Here is a 15534-nt window from a genome sequence, read left to right as displayed (position 1 = left end):
CATGCCTCAAGCCGCGCGCATGCGCATGAGGCGCAAGGGCTCGTAGACGAGGACCGTTTCCCCGCGCTGGTTCACCACCGCATTGCGGGTTCGCACCAACCCGCGAGCGGGCTTGGAGCTGGCGCGGCGCTCGATCACCTCGCATTGCACATGGATGGTGTCGCCCACCAGCGTGGGTGCCCTGATGTCCATCGTGGTGCCGAGAAAGGCGAGGCCCGCCGCCTGCAGCGAAGGCATCATCAACCCTTCAGCGAAGCTGTAGACCAGCGCGCCGGGAACCACCCTGCCCTGCAGCGCCATGCCGGGCCGGTCGCCGGCCACGGCGAAGAGTTCCTCGTTGAGCCAGCTCAGGTTGACGAACTGAACCAGGTCGGCCTCAGTCACCGTTCGCCTGCGCGAGCGCATCCAGCTGCCTTCCACGAGGTCGTCCCACCACGGCCCTGCCTCCAGGGAAATGACCTTGCCGGGAGATTGCTGCATGCCTCTCTCCTCAGCTTCGCGTCGGCACGGACATCGCGCCCGAGGCCGCCAGTGCGTCGATTTCCTCCGGCGAGTAGCCCGCCTCCGCCAGCACCTCCCTGCCATGCTCGCCGGCGCGCGGCGCATGGCGCGTGAGGCGCGGTTGGGACTTCGACCAGCTCGACGGAATGCCGATGGACCGCATGCGCCCCTCGGTCGGGTGGTCCACCGTCTGGAGAAAGCCCACCGCCTTGAGGTGCGGGTCGTCCATCAGCGAATCGATGCTGTGCATGGGCATCACGGGGATGTCCACGGCTTCGAGGCATTCGCGCCACTCGGCGGTGGTCCGCGTGAGCATGATCTCGGCCAGCAGGCTGTAGAGCTCGCGGATGTGCTCGGTGCGCCGTTCCAGGCTGCTGAAGCGCGGGTCGGTCTTCAGCAGCTCCGGGCGGCCCACGACGCGGAAGAAGGTCTCCCACTGCTTGTCGCTGTAGGGCAGCACGCAGAGGTAGCCGTCGCGGGTGGCGTAGGGACGCCGGTATTCGTTGAGCACGCGCGCATAGCCGGTCGGCCCCAGGGGCGGATCGAATGTCTCCCCGCACATGTGGTCCGACAGGGTGAACTGCGCCATCGTCTCGAACATAGGCACCTCGATGGACTGACCCTCGCCGCTGCGCTCGCGCCAGTACAGCGCCGCCGTCACAGCGTTGACCGCTGCAAGGCCGCAGATGCGGTCGGCCAGTGGGCTGGGCGCATAGCGCGGCTGGTCGCCGCCGGCCAGCACCGACAGCGCGGGGATGCCCACCGCCCCCTGGATGAGATCGTCGTAGGCCGGCTTGGCGGCATACGGGCCGCGCTGGCCATAGCCGTAGGTGCCGACATAGATGATCTTCGGGTTGACGGCCGCCAAGTCTTCGTATGAAAGCGCCAGGCGCGCCATCGCCTGCGGCCGCACGTTGTAGATGAGCACGTCCGCATCGGCCGCCAGTCGCAGCAGCGCTTCGCGCCCCTCGGGATGCTTCAGGTCCAGCACCACGCTGCGCTTGCTGCGATTGGCGTGCAGAAAGATGGCGGCCATGCCGGGGTTGCGCCTGGGTCCGACACCACGCACGCCATCGCCACCGCCGGGCGGTTCCACCTTGATCACGTCGGCGCCGAAGTCGCCCAGGATCTGCGTCGCGAAAGGACCCATGAGCACCGTGGTGAGGTCGATCACGCGCACGCCGGCCAGCGGCCCGCACGCGCCCTGTTCCTTGTTGGCTTGCATATTCAGATCCCCGTCAGTCCGCCCGAGCACATCAGCGTCTGGCCGCTGACGTAGTCGGATTCGGGGAGGCAAAGGAGGTACACGGCGCCGGCAGCGTCTTCGGGCGAGCCGGCGCGCCCGAGCGGAATGGTCCGCTCCAGCGTTGCCAGCAAGTCGGGGTTGACGCCCACCTTGATGTCGCGCCCGTCGATGCTGGCGGTGCTGCCGTCAGACGCGTGCGTCAGCCGTGTGTGGATCAGCCCGAAGGCCACGGCATTCACCGTCACGCCGAGGCGACCCCACTCCTTGGCCAGCGTCTGCGTCATCCCCACGATGCCCGCCTTGGCGGTGGAATAGTTCACCTGCCCGGCGTTGCCGAAGAGGCCCGCCACCGACGAGATGTTGACGACCTTGCGCACCGTGCGGCGACCGACCTCGGCATCGGCCTTGGCCAGATCGCGAATGAGGGGTTGTGCCGCGCGGAGGATTCGGAAAGGCGCCGTCAGGTGGCAATCGATCATGGCGTACCACTGCTCGTCCGTCATCTTCTGGATGACGCTGTCCCAGGTGTATCCGGCGTTGTTGATGATGATGTCGACGGCGCCGTAGCGGCTCTTCGCCGTGCCGACGAAGCGTTCGGCAAAGTCCGGCGCGGTGACGCTGCCGGCGCACACCGCCGCTTCGCCGCCGGCGGCACGAATCTCCGCTGCCGTGTCTTCCGCAGGTTGCGCATCCAGGTCGTTGACGACGACGCGCGCTCCGTGTGCTGCCAGCTTGAGTGCGATGGCTCGCCCGATGCCGCGCCCGGAGCCGGTCACGAGCGCTACCTTGTCTTGAAGTGTGGGGTACATGGTTGTGGTCTTGTCTTGTGCGGGATGTATTCAAGGCAGCGCGACCACCGCCGTGCCGGCGATCGTCACTTGCCCATGCTGGTTGGTGCTGGTGATCAGCAGGCGCACGCGGCGCTCGCCGTGCTCGTGCAGTTTTTCAACGACGTGCCCGCTGCAGCGAACGACGTGGCCGAGTTGCGTGATGCTCTGGAAGCGCGCCTCGAAGTGGCGCAACTGCGCTTGCGGCGCCCAGTCCGTGAGCAGGCGTCCGAGCCAGGCCATGCCGAGCATGCCGTGCGCAATGACATCGGGCAGCCCGGCGCGCCGCGCGAAATCAATGTCGATGTGCACGCGGTTGTGATCGCCGGAGGCGCCAGCGAACAAGGCGAGCATGGTCCGATCAACGGCGGGCAGTGCCAGCACCGGCAACTCGTGGCCGATGTGCACGCCGTCGAAGGTGGGTGGCGAATTCATTTCGAGTCGCCCTTGTTCAATGCCTGCACACCAGCACGCTACGAAGCTCGGCCACACATTCGCCCTGCGGGTCCAACACCTTCGAGTGCTTGAGGCAGAACTCCAGCGCACCGCCCTTGCGCTCGAAGATGTCTTCGACGTGCGAATGCACGCTGACTGTGTCCCCCGCGCAAACCATCCGGCGATAGGTGAACGACTGCTCGCCATGCAACAGCTTCTCGACCGGCAGGCCGATCTGCTCGCACAGCTGCATCGTGGCGCCCGAATCCATTTCGGCCGCGAACAGGAAGGTGGGCGGCGCGGCAAGGTCGCGATGCCCGGCAGCACGCGCCGCCGCAACGTCGGTGTAGATCGGATTGGTTTCACCGATCGCCTTCGCAAAGAACATGAGCCGCGCGCGATCGATCGTGAATTGCGACGGCGCAAGCTCGTGCCCGATGAACTTTCGATCGAGCATGCTCAGGCCGCCCGCTCGTACAGCGTGACCACGCAAGCGCCGCCCAGGCCCAGGTTGTGCTGCAGCGCAAGCCGCGCATCCGGCACCTGCCGCCGTTCTGCCTGCCCGCGCAACTGCTGCACGAGCTCGGTGCATTGCGCAAGACCGGTGGCGCCCAGCGGATGCCCCTTCGACAGCAGGCCACCCGAAGGATTGGTCACCACCTTTCCGCCGTAGGTGTTGTCGCCCTCGCAGACAAACTTCTCGCTGCCGCCCGCCTCGCACAGGCCGAGCGCCTCATAGGTGATCAACTCGTTCTGGGCAAAGCAATCGTGCAGTTCGACCACGTCCAGGTCCTCCGGCCCGATGCCTGCCGACTCGTACACCTGGCGCGATGCGCTGCGCGTCATGCCGGCGCCCACCACCTCGCGCATGTCTTGCCGCTCGAAGACATCGGGGCCGTCCGTGGTCATCGACTGCGCACGGATGCGCACCGTCGCGTCGAGGCCGTTGCGCTTCGCGAACGACTCGGAGCAGATGACCGCCGCCGCCGCGCCGCAGGTCGGCGGGCAGGCCATCAGACGGGTGAGCACGCCCGGCCACACCACGGGCGAAGCCAGCACCTCTTCCTCGGTCAGCACCGTGCGAAACAGCGCCAGCGGGTTGTTGGCCGCGTGACGGCTGGCCTTGGCGCGCACCTTGGCAAAGGTGGAAAGCTGGGTGCCGTACTGCGACATGTGGGCCAGGCCGGCCCCGCCGAAATAGCGCAGGGCCAGAGGAATCTCGCCATGGCCCACCAGTTCATCGGTGGCTGCATCGAGCTTGTCGAAGGGGCTGGGTCGGTCGGCGAATACCGATCCGATGGCGCCCGGCTTCATCTGCTCGAAGCCCAGGGCGAGCACGCATTCGGCCGCGCCGGTTTCAACGGCCTGGCGCGCGAGGTAGAGAGCGGTCGATCCGGTCGCACAGTTGTTGTTGACGTTGATGACCGGGATGCCCGTCATGCCGACCTCGTACAACGCCCGTTGCCCGGCGGTCGAGTCCCCGTACACGTAGCCCACGTAGGCCTGTTGAAGTTTCTCGTAGCCGATGCCGGCGTCGGCCAGCGCCAGGCGCACCGCCTGCGCGGCCATCTGTGGGTAGGGCGCGTGGTTGCCCGGCTTGGCGAACGGGATCATGCCCACGCCGGAGACGACGACTTGTCTGCTTGTCATGCTTGCGTTTCCTCTTCCTGCAGCAGGTGCTGCCAACTTGAAATGCGGTCCAACGGGATCCAGTCCCGCAGGGCGCGCGCACTGGAAGGTGCGCTGGGAGCGGTCGGCACGGCAGTGGGGGTGGCGCTGAAGCGCGGCGCCGGCGCCGGCTGGGTGACGCCGTCGACCTCCACGAAGGTGCCGCGCGCCTTGAGGTGCGGATGCATCGGCGCTTCGGTGAAAGAGAGCACTGGCGCGAAGCACACGTCCGTGCCTTCCAGCAGCGCGCACCACTGGTCACGCGTGCGTCCCTTGAATGCCTGGGCCAAGGCCGCGCGCGCATCGGGCCAATGCGACTTGTCGCCGGGCGCGCCCAGTGCGCCGGCTTCAAGCCCGAGCAGGCGCGCCAGTTCGGCATGAAAGCGTGTCTCGATCGGGCCGATGGAGATCCATTGCCCGTCGCTGCATTCGTAGCAGTCGTAGTGCGGTGCGCCGGTGTCCAGGATGTTGGTGCCGCGCTCGGCATTCCATTGGCCGGCGGCACTCATGCCGTAGAACACGGTGGCCAGCGAGGCGGCGCCGTCGACGATGGCGGCATCCACCACCTGGCCCCGCCCGGTCGAGCGTGCATGCAGCAAGGCGGCCAGCATGCCCATGACCAGGAACATCGCACCGCCGCCGAAATCGCCCACCAGCGCCAGCGGCGCCGTGGGCGCCTGCCCGGCACGGCCAATGGCACCGAGCACGCCGGCCAGCGCGATGTAGTTGATGTCGTGCCCCGCGGCATGCGCCAGCGGGCCGTCCTGGCCCCAGCCGGTCATGCGGCCATAGACCAGCCTCGGGTTGCGTGCCAGGCAGGCGTCAGGGCCGAGGCCGAGCCGCTCCATGACACCGGGGCGAAAGCCTTCGATCAACGCATCGGCCTGCGACACCAGTTCGAGGACCAGATGCACCGATTCAGGGTCCTTCAAATCCAGCGCGATGGACTGGCGGCTGCGCAGCATCAGGTTGTATTTCAGAGGGCGCGGCACGCCCAGCTCGACCCTCTCGCGGCGCTCGATGCGCAGCACCGTGGCGCCCAGGTCGGCAAGGTGCATCGCCGCCATCGGGCCCGGGCCGGCGCCGGCGAACTCGATGATCTTCATGCCGGCAAGCGGTCCCATCGCGGTCACTCCTTCAGTCCTGCACCGCGTGCGCGAGGGGCGCAAGCGATGTCTGCACGAAAGCGCCGAACGTCTGCCCGCCTTGCAGCACGGCGCGGCCGATGCGGTCGGCGCATGCCAGCTCGGACCCTCCTGCGGCACGCCACTCATGCAAGCGCGTGGTGAAGACGCCGAGCACATGCTCTTCAGTGATGCCGATCGCGCCGAACACCGCATGCGCCAGGTTGGCCACCCGGAACGCTGCCTCACTGGCGCGCAGCTTGGCAGCGGCAGCCAGCAGCGCGTCGGGCTCATGGCCTGCGCAGCCGCAACCCATGCGGGCCGCGAAGGCGGCCGAGCCGGCCTGTTCCGCCATCACCGCCAGGTCTTGCTGCACGGCCTGGAATTGACCGATGGCCCGGCCGAATTGCCGCCGGTCATTGGCATAGGTCACGCTCAGCGCGAGCACCCGTTCCATGGCACCGGCCATGGCCGCCGCGTGCACCGCGTTGCAGAGGGTCTGCGCAGATGCGCCCGAAGTGCTCCAGCGTGCAACCGCCTGCGTCGCAGATTCCCACCGCAAGCTCGCAGAGGTGTGAGGGCGATAGATGCCCGGCTGAACGCGCGCCTGCTCGCAGGGCATCAGAAGCCACGCGTCGCGCCATTGCACCAGCACATGGCTGGCCAGCCTCGCACCGGGTACGTCGCGGCAGGACACGGCATCCCCTTGCTCTGGCTGCGCACTGGCGATGGCGATGCAGGCGCCGCCATGGACTGCATGGCCCGCCGCTGCCAGCATCGCTCGAGCAACCATGGTTTCGCCGAAAGGATGCGGCAGGCCGGCGCGACCCGCGGCGGCAAGCAGCGGCCCCGCCTCGGCCAGCGACATGCCGGCGCCGCCCCGTTCAGCACACACCAGCGCGTCGGTGAAGCCGAGGGCATCCACTTCGGCCCAAAGCGCGGCTGGCTCGGCGCCGGCCTCCACGGCCCGAATGCGCTCGTCCTGGCAGATACGTACCAGGGATCGTTCGAAAAGATCGTTGATGGAATCGGTCATGGCGCTCACTCAGCGAAGTCCCAGGCCGCGGGCGATGATCCCGCGCATGATCTGGCGCGTGCCACCGCGCAAGGAGAAGGTCGGGCAGATCTGCGTCACGTAGGCCAGGCTGCGTGCCAGCTCGGCCGAAGGGAGCACCTGCGGCGTGGCGTCGAGCGCCTCGCGGATCCACTCGGGCACCGCTTGCTCGAACTCGGTTCCGAGGTCCTTCACGAAGGCCGCTTCGAGATCGGGCCGCTCGCCCCGGTCGAGCTTGGCGGCCACCGCCAGCGACATGCCGCGCAGCACCGCAAGCCGGCCGGCGATCCGCCCGGCCGTCGCGTGGACCGCGGCCCCTTCGGCGCCGACGACGCGCATCTGCGCCAGCCAGGTGTCGGCCAGCACCATGCTGGAGTAGATGCGCTCAGGGCCGCTTCGCTCGAAGGCGAGCTCGGCCGTCACCTGATGCCAGCCGGCGCCCTCCTCGCCCAACAGCGCTTCCGGCGGCAACTCGACGTTCTCGAACAGCACCTCGTTGAAATGCGTGTCGCCTGCGATGTCGCGCAGCGGCCGCACGCTGATGCCGGGGAGCTTCATGTCCACGATCACCTGCGACAGGCCCTTGTGGCGGTCCTCGCTGCTGCCCGAGGTTCGGACCAGTGCGCACATGTAGTCGGCGCGATGCGCGTTGGTCGTCCAGATCTTGCGTCCGTTGAGCAACCAGCCGGTGTCGGTGCGCGTGGCCCGCGTGCGCACGCTCGCCAGGTCGGAGCCGGTGTCCGGCTCGCTCATGCCGATGCACAACACGATCTGCGCCTGGACGATGCGCGGCAGGAAGAAGCGGCGTTGCGCTTCGCTGCCAAAGCGCAGGATCACCTGCGAAGTCTGCCGGTCGGCAATCCAGTGCGCAGCCACCGGCGCGCCGGCGGCAAGCAACTCTTCGCTGAGAACGAATCGGGCGAAGCTGCTGCGCCCGGCACCGCCGTATTCGCGCGGCAGCGTCAGGCCGATCCAGCCCTGGCGCGCGAGCGCCCGGCTGAAGTCCAGGTCGAAGCCCAGCCAGGAGCGCGATCGCACGTCCGCCGGCAAGTGGCGAAGGGCTTCGGCCAGCCACGCCCGGACCTCGGCGCGCAAGGCTTCGTCTTCGGGTGGAATGCCGGCGAGCGGCAAAGAGGTCAGTGTCGAATTCACTTCGTCGGTCCCAATCACTCGACCGGAATGTTGGCGGTCTTGACGATGCGCTTGGTCGTCTCGATCTCGGAGAGCTGGAACTTCGCGAACTGCTCCGAAGGGCCTGTGAAGACCGTCCCGCCCATGTTGTTGATGAAGGCTGTTCCCTCTGGGCTGTTGAGCGTGCGGCGCACGATGTCGCCCACCCGATCCACGATGGCCTTGGGCACCTTCGCAGGGAAGAAGACACCGGTCCATGCATAGGCCTCGTAGCCCGGATAACCCGCTTCGGCCGCGGTCGGCACATCCGGCAAGTCGCGATACCGTTGGCCGGCAGCAATCGCCAGCGCCCGCAGCTTGCCGCCCTTGATCAGCGGCGTCACCGAACTCACCTCCGCGATGGAGTAGTCGCACACGCCGGCAGCCAGATCAGCGACCGCGGGCCCAGTGCCCTTGTAGTTGACCGGCGTGCCATGAATGCCGTTGCGCTCATGAAAGAGCTCCATGGCCACCTGGTAGCTGGGCGTGCCGCTGGCGAAGTTGAGCTTGCCCGGCGCAGCCTTCATCGCTGCCACCAGTTCGGGCAAGGTCTTGTAGGGTGAGTTGGCCGGCACCACGATCAGCATCGGAAAGCGTCCGATGGAAGCCACCGCCGCGAAGTCCCTGACCGGGTCGTAAGGCAGCCGCTTGAAGACGGCGGCGTTGGTCACCATGGGCGTGTTGCTCGCCACGAACATGGTGTAGCCGTCGGGTGCCGCATCGGCCACCGCCTTGGCGGCAATGAAGCTGTTGGCGCCCGGCCTGTTTTCCACAATGAAGGGTTGCCCCAACTCCTGGTTGAGGTGCTGCGCCAGATAGCGCGCGGTGGTGTCCGCACCGCTGCCGGGCGGCAGCGACACGATCACCTTGACGGGGTGATCCGGGTAGCCGGCTGCCCAGGTGAAAGGGGTATGGATGGTGGCGGCGGCCAGCAGCAGGCCGGCGCACAGCGTGCGTCGCTTCATGGTCTTGTCTCCAGGTTTCTTGTCGGAAAGGTGCACCGGCTAGCGCTATCGCTTGTGCCGGCTTTGCATAAGCCCTTGCAGGGCTTCTTCGTGATCCGCGGTGTGATGCGCGAGCGCCTGGAAGGCAGCGGACATCTCCAGCAACGTGTCGAGCCGCACGTGCTGCCCCTCGCGGATCAGGCGCTTGGTCATGCGCAGCGCATGCGGCGGATTGGCGGCGATGCGCTGGGCCAACTGGAGCGCCGTATCGAGCAGGTCGGCAGGTGGCACCACGCGCGAGACCAAGCCCCACTTCAGCGCCTGCGCCGCGTCGATGGCGTCGCCCGTGAAGGCCATCTCGCATGCATTGGAAAGACCGATGGCGCGCGGCAGCAGCCAGGCACCGCCGTCGCCGGCGATGAGGCCCAGCTTCACGAAGGTCTCGCTGAACTCCGCGGCCTCCGACGCGATGCGGATATCGCACATCGTGACGAGGTCGTTGCCCGCGCCATAGGCCGGGCCGTTGACCGCCGCGATCGTGGGCACTTCGAGGTTGCACCAGGCCAGCGGCAGGCGCTGGATGCCGTCACGGTAGGCCATGCGGCTCAATGGCGGTTCGCCCAGGCCGGCGCCCATCTTGTTGCGGATGGACTTGAGGTTGCCACCGGACGAGAACGCGGGGCCAGCACCGGTCAGTACCACGGCGCGAATCGACAGATCGGCATTGACCTGCTCGCAGCACGCGACGAATTCCTCGACCACGCCGTCGTCGGAGAGCGCATTGCGCGTTTCCGGCCGATTCATCGTGACCAAAAGGACGGGACCGTGGCGTTGGAGCTGAAGGAAGGAGTGCATGCAGTGAATGCTAGGCACTGCGTTGCGACTCGAAAAATACTTTATGGATGTAGCGCGATACGCTGCGTGTATTGCGGGGTGGCTGTTTGGCTGGTGAACGCAAGGATCAAGGCAGGAATGAATGGCGTCGTCGGTGCAGACGCCGTTCGGCAGGCGCTGGCGTACCCCTGTTGAACAGTTCCAACCTGTATGTGTTCAGTCATTGCGCAAAGCAGGCACTCCAGACGCCGCTCATGAAGCGAAGCGCAATCGTGTCGTGCATGATCTACGTTGCCGTGCTGCGCGACGACATCTACACGTTGCAAGAGGCCTTGAGGGAACCCGCGATCACCGGCCGGAAGGCGCCTGCCGATTCTGTCCTTGAAAAGGAATGGAAGCGCCTGGCGGACCTGGTGGACTCGCTCGACGGTGCAATCGCAAGCCTCTTCGTTTGGCTGTGGGATGACCATGCCCCATCTCAAAGCCAATGCTCAGCTTCGGAAGAAGGACAATGTCTCCCAGCAGGATCATGGCAAGCAGTTGATGAATGAGGCGCGGCGCACTCGAATCGGGGACGACCGGCCCGCGCCGGACTAATCCTGCTTCATCTTGTTCGAATCGCTCTGTTTGGCCCGCGCTTTGCTGCTGCTGGTGGCCTCCGCCCGCCGGGCTTCCGCCCTTGCGCTCCCTTTGACTGCGCCGGCCATAGCGCCGGCCGTGGCACCGACCGCTTCGCGTTCCTTTTGAGTCTCGGGCTTGTTGCTCACCCCGCCCGCCTCATCGCCTGGCGGTCGTTGATGTTTGGGCGGAGCGGCCTCCGTTTCACCATTGGCGCTGACGGTTGCGACCACAGCCGCCAAGGCAATACAGGCTCGCGCCAGGAACCCGAAAGCTAAACGAGGTCTGTCGACGTTCATGCTGACCCTCCGTCCTTGGTTTCCGACTTGACATCACTTGTGTCGGGGTGAGCGTGGGCTGATCCAAACAATCCCGTGCGTTCCCCTGCCCACCAAATAAGCTTCATGACGACCAGCGCGCTCACTCCCAATGGTGAAACGTAGTAGCCGGTGCTCCTGATGGTCAAAGCGAGCAACAGCAGAGTGACGCACGCCACGGACACGAAACGAGCAATCGCCACCAGGGCAGTCTCGTGCGAAAGCGCCCAATCTACTGCGAACAGGAACAAGATTCCGAAAACAATATCGACGAATGCCGGCGCGGGGGGAAAGAACCTCTCGTCCAAAAGTGCTTCAAGTGCGTTCGCCTGCAGATCGACGCCGGAGATGTCTCCGATGACTGTGCTGTGTCGATCGACGCTCGTTCCGACCTCGCCCACGAAAACCACCTTTCCACGGAGGTGGTCCAGATTTTGAAGCGAAGGCTTCAGATCAGCGCATCGCTTGGACAGACTCCGATCGCTCGACGGCATCGGAAGGCACAGCAGGTCGCCTGATCGCACAAGCACAAGATTCTCGGGCCGTATCAGGCTCATATAGGGTGATTCGCCGCTCCCCTTGAGGTGCTTGAGGACGGAGGAGTCATCCAGAAGCCTGGGTTCGCGGACGAGCGCCGATTGCAGGGCAAGTCCGTTGACCCATTCCTCGGATCCCCCAGGCTGCGCTTTGACGGTCCATCCGAGAGCGAGCCTTTCGGGCGTACGGTCTGTATTGAGGATGCCAACCGTCAGCAGCGGGGATGGCGCGAAACCCAACGACGGAATGACATGGGCCGCAGTTCTATCGCCGCTCGGTGTCGGAGGAGCCTCTTCGATACCCATCCCGAGAATGATCGGGACGTGCAACACCGTTGTGACGTGCGATATCGCTTGCTGCAGCCTTTCGGTCGGATCGTTTGACGCCATTCGTTCGCATCCAAGCGGCAGAAAGCGCCGATCGAGCACGATGACATGCGGCGCAAAGCCCGCCAGAACCGGCAAGAGATCCGCAAAATATTTTCTTTGCACACATGAATTGTTCGGAAAATATTCCGCGGTCGGGTCCGACCTCGGGTCTATGTGCACCACGGTGCTGAACTTTGGCGAAAGCGCTCGTGGGTACGCCGACACCATCAGTTGATACCAGCTTTGACCAGCGATGACGACGTTGGCGACCCTTTCGCCAAGAATTTGGTGTTCGATTTGCTGCTCGATGCCGTACGCGAGTGTCTGCAGAGCAATGACTGCTGCGACTTGAAAAATCTTGGGCCACGGCTCCCGCGTTGGCTTGTTCAATCCCAAAGGGCCCAACACGACCTTGAAGGCCTGGGCGATCTTCGTGCGAATGTTGAAATTCATCGCATTTGCCCTTTGGGCGGGTTTGAGTTGGAGATCTCAGGCGACGGGCTGAATCCAACTTTACCCTTGGGAATCTTGTCAGTGCAATCTGTCTGAAGGTTGAACCTCGGGTCAGGGCTGCGGACATCAGCAGCCTCTCCGAGGATTGATTTCAGATCTCTGAAGTCACCTGCATCGATGCAATGCTCGCCTTGGCGCACTGAATGCGGCGCTCGAATTCTGCGTTGACCAATGCCACGAGCGATTCCACTTCGGTGCGGCCGATGTTGCGCTCAGACTTGGGCGATCTCTGTGCGAGAAGAAGCAGGTCGTGCACGCATGCGGTGGCGCGATATGCCTCTCTCAATGCGCTGAGATCGGCTTCGGCCTTGGTGGCCGCCGCGACGAGATCGTCGACGGAATTGAGCGAGTCTTCGCTGACGGGGGGAACGTTTAGGGGGCGCGCGAGCGCGCAAGTAGGGTGGACCATGAGGGCCTCCTGAAACTGCGGTTTTGCTACAACCGCCGCGCCCGCTTCCAAACGAGGGCGGCAGCTCGAACGGGTTGGAAGACCGGGCAGCTCCAGGGAGAACCGGCGAGCCTTGCGGCTCCCCGCTCGAGCCGCCAAAAATTGGTGGCACGAACAACGAAGCCGCGGACCCTGTTCGGGTCAACTGCGGCTCGCGTTCCTGTTGCTTGCTTCGGGCTTCCAAACCCGATCACGTCTTTTTTTGACGTGATCGGGCGGAGTATAGCGATGAGGTGTGAGTGGGATAACCACGATGCTTGCTGACCAGAAGCTGTTCAACGTGCGTCTGCGAGGGGGCGGCGGGAGTGGTCAGGACGGGTAGGCGGGATTTGTTAGCCTCGATCGGATGAAAAGAGACCTGTTGAAGATCCATGCCCGCTGAATCGCCCCGCAATGCCATTGCCCGGCAATGGGAGCTTCTCAGATGTCTTCCGTCGCATGCACCCGGGAAAAGTGCGGCCGCAATCCGGGCAGAGCTTGCCGACGCCGGATACCAAGTCACGAAGCGAACGATTGAACGCGATCTCGAAGCCTTGGCGGGCATGTTCCCGATCACCCATGGATTGACGCCCCCCTTTGACTGGCACTGGATGAAAGGTGGCGCATTCGGGCTACTCGGCCTGTCGATCACTGATGCTCTGTCTCTTCACCTTCTTGAACGCTACCTTCAGCCGATCCTTCCCGAAGCGGTTCGACATCAGCTAAAGCCGACATTCGAGCTGGCGGCGGCAAAGCTGGAGTCCCAGGCGAAGAGCAACCCGATGGGTGGCTGGCCCGCCAAGGTGGCCGTCGTCAACACAGGCTTGACGGTCGTTCCTGCGCCAATCGAGACGGCAGTGCTCCGTACCGTGCAAGAGGCCCTGATGCTGAGCGAACAGGTCGAGGTCGCGTACCTGCGGGCCGACGCCGAGGTTCCGAAGAACCAGACCCTCCACCCATTGGGGCTGGTGCTCTGCGGCCCGACGACCTATCTGGTCGCCACTGCATTCCGTCATACGTCGCCGCGCCTCTATGCAATGCACCGCGTCCGCGAGGCGCGACGCCTCTACACGCCGGCGAAGTTGCCTCCATATTTTTCCTTGCAGGCGTATATCCACGAGGGAGGTTTGCAGTTCGGAGACGGACGACGCATTCGCTTCAAGGCGTGGATCTCGCATCGGCTCGGCGCAGTGATGGCGGATGCCAAGCTCGATGCCCAACAACAGCTCGAACCGGTAGAAGGAGGCTTCTTGCTCAAAGCCACAGTAACGAGCAGTTGGAAACTACGTTGGTGGATTCTGTCGAAGACCGGCGATATCGAAGTGCTCGCCCCATTGGACCTTCGTTCCGAAATCGGAGAGTCACTGTCTGTAGCCGCGACACGCTATGCAAGCTGAGGGCTGTTGACTCTTTCTCTTCCGTGCCCACGCGCTCGGGTGCGACACATTTCGTCGCGGTCGGTATCTAGTCTCGAAGGTGTCCAAACTCCCGGAACCTCGATGCTTCAAGTCTTCCTTATCGTTTGCGGGCTCGCCGTGAGCCAGCATGTCGCCCGAGCAGTATTGGCCGCCCTGCCGCCTGGAAAACTCTCGTCGTGGTGCTGGTCGTTTGTCACGCAGTACGTGATATGCCTCACGGTGCTGGTGTTTCTCGATCATTCATCGTTGCGAGACGCGATCTCTCCGGCGATAGCCTTGACCGTGTTCGTCCGGATCTTCTACCTCATCAAGGACATAAAGAATCAATGAACGGCAACGAGACTGTTCCAGGCGGCCAGCCATCAAGCGCTACGAGCGCGACGCGGCCAATTCAAAGTCCGGCCCCTCGCCGCACTCGCTGGAGCGCACTGCTCTGCACCGCCCTCCTGGCGTCGGCCTGCATAACCTATGTAAGTGGTACAGCAACCTATGAAGAACGGCTGGCCGATATTGCAGCTTCGCGCGGCCTTTCCAAGGAAGCCTACGAGGCCGCGGGTAGTTCGGCGGTGCTCAAGGAGCTATTTCTCGACGCGGCCGACGATCGCGAGCTCACGCTCAAACTGGAACTCGGGTTGCTCAAATACGCAGACCGTGCGCGCGCCGTCATCGAGATGTTCGGCGACGATCCGCAGTTTCAGGAGGTTCTTCGCCAGCATGGCGAAGGAGTGATACCAATCATCGACTACTTCATGTCTACCGATTTGCTGACTCTCAAAGGGAGAGACTGGGCGCTTGGAAAACTGCAAGAATTTTTGGCAGCGATAAGCAAAGTCAATTCGGACAAGGGATCTGGGTCCACCAAGGTGGACCCCATCGTCTATGGTCCCCGATCCCGGGGCATCTATGCGATCGAGGCGATCCGGATGGATGGACATCACTTCCTGGGGCAATTCGTACTTGATCCGAGCAATCACATTCAGCGCGTCCAGACAGATCACATCCTCGAAACATTGAAGAAGATCCTTGCTGGTGGTGTGACCGATTTGGAGTGGAAGTATCGATCGGGCGCTCGAATCGAACCGACAGACGTCGCCTGGGCCGGCGCCGATGTGCTTTCTGTCTTCGGCGCAACCAAGGCGCTGAAGTTTCTCGGCCAGGCCCGCATTTCCGGCAAGGCTGTCGAAGAAGCCGCAGTCGTGCGGCGCACAACGGTGATGGGCCGAAGCGTTCTTCTGGGTGAGGCGGTCGGTAGGCGCATTGCCCGCGTGGGCGCCAAGGCCGCCGCGGTTTACCTCGTGGTGCGTCACCCCGGCTTGCTTAGTGGCGTCTTCGGCGCGCTGGGACAACTGGTCGGGTTACCCGCGTGGTTGTCGATCCTGATCGGCTGGTGGGGCGCGGCTGCTCTCGCGATGCTCGCGATCATTCCCGTGTTGCGTGGTGCGACGCTGCTGATCTCACCCATCCGCTGGATTGCAAGTGCAGCCGTATGGATGCTGCCGACGCGATCACAGGTGAAACCTTCGCCCATTTGAA

General features: G+C 64.5%; 18 protein-coding genes. 4 read left to right on the top strand and 14 right to left on the bottom strand.

Going from position 1 to position 15534, the window contains the following annotated elements:
• Positions 1-6 precede the first annotated feature (6 nt).
• The 11 genes from AC1DN9_RS16395 to AC1DN9_RS16345 are packed head-to-tail and all read right to left on the bottom strand — an operon-like array spanning position 7 to position 9824.
• The gene (locus AC1DN9_RS16395) at positions 7-480 is read right to left on the bottom strand and encodes a MaoC family dehydratase (protein WP_478101964.1); all 474 of its coding nucleotides are present in this window, start codon (positions 478-480) and stop codon (positions 7-9) included.
• Positions 481-490: 10 nt separating this feature from the next.
• Positions 491-1726, bottom strand: a complete 1236-nt coding sequence (locus tag AC1DN9_RS16390; protein ID WP_478101962.1) for a CaiB/BaiF CoA transferase family protein — start codon at positions 1724-1726, stop codon at positions 491-493.
• A 2-nt stretch (positions 1727-1728) separates the two neighbouring features.
• Positions 1729-2556: an SDR family NAD(P)-dependent oxidoreductase gene (locus AC1DN9_RS16385; protein ID WP_478101960.1), complete on the bottom strand. Its 828-nt coding sequence runs from the start codon at positions 2554-2556 to the stop codon at positions 1729-1731.
• Between the two features lie 30 nt (positions 2557-2586).
• Positions 2587-3009 carry a MaoC/PaaZ C-terminal domain-containing protein gene (locus AC1DN9_RS16380; protein ID WP_478101959.1) on the bottom strand — a complete coding sequence of 141 codons (423 nt, stop codon included), beginning with the start codon at positions 3007-3009 and terminating at the stop codon, positions 2587-2589.
• Between the two features lie 16 nt (positions 3010-3025).
• Positions 3026-3466 carry a MaoC family dehydratase N-terminal domain-containing protein gene (locus AC1DN9_RS16375; RefSeq protein ID WP_478101957.1) on the bottom strand — a complete coding sequence of 147 codons (441 nt, stop codon included), beginning with the start codon at positions 3464-3466 and terminating at the stop codon, positions 3026-3028.
• A 2-nt stretch (positions 3467-3468) separates the two neighbouring features.
• A complete protein-coding gene (locus AC1DN9_RS16370) occupies positions 3469-4659 on the bottom strand; it encodes a lipid-transfer protein (RefSeq protein WP_478101955.1) in 1191 nt (396 codons plus the stop codon).
• On the bottom strand, positions 4656-5801 hold the full coding sequence (locus AC1DN9_RS16365; protein WP_478101953.1) for a CaiB/BaiF CoA transferase family protein: 1146 nt from the start codon (positions 5799-5801) through the stop codon (positions 4656-4658). Before AC1DN9_RS16365 ends, AC1DN9_RS16370 begins: the two co-directional genes overlap by 4 nt.
• 13 nt (positions 5802-5814) lie before the next feature.
• Positions 5815-6837, bottom strand: coding sequence for an acyl-CoA dehydrogenase family protein (locus AC1DN9_RS16360; RefSeq protein ID WP_478101951.1), 1023 nt, complete (start codon positions 6835-6837; stop codon positions 5815-5817).
• A 9-nt stretch (positions 6838-6846) separates the two neighbouring features.
• Positions 6847-8007: an acyl-CoA dehydrogenase family protein gene (locus AC1DN9_RS16355; protein ID WP_478101949.1), complete on the bottom strand. Its 1161-nt coding sequence runs from the start codon at positions 8005-8007 to the stop codon at positions 6847-6849.
• A 14-nt stretch (positions 8008-8021) separates the two neighbouring features.
• Complete coding sequence (locus tag AC1DN9_RS16350) at positions 8022-8990, bottom strand: Bug family tripartite tricarboxylate transporter substrate binding protein (RefSeq protein WP_478101947.1); 969 nt, start codon at positions 8988-8990, stop codon at positions 8022-8024.
• 45 nt (positions 8991-9035) lie between these two features.
• Positions 9036-9824, bottom strand: coding sequence for a crotonase/enoyl-CoA hydratase family protein (locus tag AC1DN9_RS16345; RefSeq protein WP_478101945.1), 789 nt, complete (start codon positions 9822-9824; stop codon positions 9036-9038).
• A 170-nt stretch (positions 9825-9994) separates the two neighbouring features.
• Here AC1DN9_RS16345 and AC1DN9_RS16340 point away from each other — a divergent pair, with 170 nt between their 5' ends.
• The gene (locus AC1DN9_RS16340) at positions 9995-10354 is read left to right on the top strand and encodes a hypothetical protein (protein WP_478101943.1); all 360 of its coding nucleotides are present in this window, start codon (positions 9995-9997) and stop codon (positions 10352-10354) included.
• A 42-nt stretch (positions 10355-10396) separates the two neighbouring features.
• Here AC1DN9_RS16340 and AC1DN9_RS16335 read toward each other — a convergent pair whose 3' ends face one another.
• The 3 genes from AC1DN9_RS16335 to AC1DN9_RS16325 form a co-directional block, all read right to left on the bottom strand.
• Complete coding sequence (locus AC1DN9_RS16335; RefSeq protein WP_478101941.1) at positions 10397-10720, bottom strand: hypothetical protein; 324 nt, start codon at positions 10718-10720, stop codon at positions 10397-10399.
• Positions 10717-12096, bottom strand: coding sequence for a CHASE2 domain-containing protein (locus tag AC1DN9_RS16330; protein WP_478101939.1), 1380 nt, complete (start codon positions 12094-12096; stop codon positions 10717-10719). The genes AC1DN9_RS16335 and AC1DN9_RS16330 overlap by 4 nt, the downstream gene beginning before the upstream one ends.
• A 151-nt stretch (positions 12097-12247) precedes the next feature.
• Complete coding sequence (locus AC1DN9_RS16325) at positions 12248-12565, bottom strand: hypothetical protein (protein WP_478101937.1); 318 nt, start codon at positions 12563-12565, stop codon at positions 12248-12250.
• Positions 12566-12975: 410 nt separating this feature from the next.
• Between AC1DN9_RS16325 and AC1DN9_RS16320 the strand changes: the two genes are divergently transcribed.
• The 3 genes from AC1DN9_RS16320 to AC1DN9_RS16310 all read left to right on the top strand — a co-directional run bounded on the left by AC1DN9_RS16320 (position 12976) and on the right by AC1DN9_RS16310 (position 15533).
• Entirely contained in the window at positions 12976-13980 is a 1005-nt protein-coding gene (locus AC1DN9_RS16320; RefSeq protein ID WP_478101935.1) for a helix-turn-helix transcriptional regulator, read from the top strand.
• Between the two features lie 102 nt (positions 13981-14082).
• The gene (locus tag AC1DN9_RS16315) at positions 14083-14331 is read left to right on the top strand and encodes a hypothetical protein (protein ID WP_478101933.1); all 249 of its coding nucleotides are present in this window, start codon (positions 14083-14085) and stop codon (positions 14329-14331) included.
• Complete coding sequence (locus AC1DN9_RS16310) at positions 14328-15533, top strand: hypothetical protein (RefSeq protein ID WP_478101931.1); 1206 nt, start codon at positions 14328-14330, stop codon at positions 15531-15533. Before AC1DN9_RS16315 ends, AC1DN9_RS16310 begins: the two co-directional genes overlap by 4 nt.
• Position 15534: the final 1 nt, after the last annotated feature.

The sequence above is a fragment of the Variovorax sp. 05L425 genome (assembly GCF_056397705.1).
Note: the sequence above shows the minus strand (reverse complement) of the source record. Positions and strands in the feature narration are given on the sequence as shown.

What these genes read in the sequence shown, in the direction of transcription:
- AC1DN9_RS16395 (WP_478101964.1), bottom strand. Translation starts at nt 480, where the DNA reads ATGCAGCAATCTCCCGGCAAGGTCATTTCCCTGGAGGCAGGGCCGTGG.
- AC1DN9_RS16390 (WP_478101962.1), bottom strand. Translation starts at nt 1,726, where the DNA reads ATGCAAGCCAACAAGGAACAGGGCGCGTGCGGGCCGCTGGCCGGCGTG.
- AC1DN9_RS16385 (WP_478101960.1), bottom strand. Translation starts at nt 2,556, where the DNA reads ATGTACCCCACACTTCAAGACAAGGTAGCGCTCGTGACCGGCTCCGGG.
- AC1DN9_RS16380 (WP_478101959.1), bottom strand. Translation starts at nt 3,009, where the DNA reads ATGAATTCGCCACCCACCTTCGACGGCGTGCACATCGGCCACGAGTTG.
- AC1DN9_RS16375 (WP_478101957.1), bottom strand. Translation starts at nt 3,466, where the DNA reads ATGCTCGATCGAAAGTTCATCGGGCACGAGCTTGCGCCGTCGCAATTC.
- AC1DN9_RS16370 (WP_478101955.1), bottom strand. Translation starts at nt 4,659, where the DNA reads ATGACAAGCAGACAAGTCGTCGTCTCCGGCGTGGGCATGATCCCGTTC.
- AC1DN9_RS16365 (WP_478101953.1), bottom strand. Translation starts at nt 5,801, where the DNA reads ATGGGACCGCTTGCCGGCATGAAGATCATCGAGTTCGCCGGCGCCGGC.
- AC1DN9_RS16360 (WP_478101951.1), bottom strand. Translation starts at nt 6,837, where the DNA reads ATGACCGATTCCATCAACGATCTTTTCGAACGATCCCTGGTACGTATC.
- AC1DN9_RS16350 (WP_478101947.1), bottom strand. Translation starts at nt 8,990, where the DNA reads ATGAAGCGACGCACGCTGTGCGCCGGCCTGCTGCTGGCCGCCGCCACC.
- AC1DN9_RS16345 (WP_478101945.1), bottom strand. Translation starts at nt 9,824, where the DNA reads ATGCACTCCTTCCTTCAGCTCCAACGCCACGGTCCCGTCCTTTTGGTC.
- AC1DN9_RS16335 (WP_478101941.1), bottom strand. Translation starts at nt 10,720, where the DNA reads ATGAACGTCGACAGACCTCGTTTAGCTTTCGGGTTCCTGGCGCGAGCC.
- AC1DN9_RS16330 (WP_478101939.1), bottom strand. Translation starts at nt 12,096, where the DNA reads ATGAATTTCAACATTCGCACGAAGATCGCCCAGGCCTTCAAGGTCGTG.
- AC1DN9_RS16325 (WP_478101937.1), bottom strand. Translation starts at nt 12,565, where the DNA reads ATGGTCCACCCTACTTGCGCGCTCGCGCGCCCCCTAAACGTTCCCCCC.
- AC1DN9_RS16320 (WP_478101935.1), top strand. Translation starts at nt 12,976, where the DNA reads ATGCCCGCTGAATCGCCCCGCAATGCCATTGCCCGGCAATGGGAGCTT.
- AC1DN9_RS16315 (WP_478101933.1), top strand. Translation starts at nt 14,083, where the DNA reads ATGCTTCAAGTCTTCCTTATCGTTTGCGGGCTCGCCGTGAGCCAGCAT.
- AC1DN9_RS16310 (WP_478101931.1), top strand. Translation starts at nt 14,328, where the DNA reads ATGAACGGCAACGAGACTGTTCCAGGCGGCCAGCCATCAAGCGCTACG.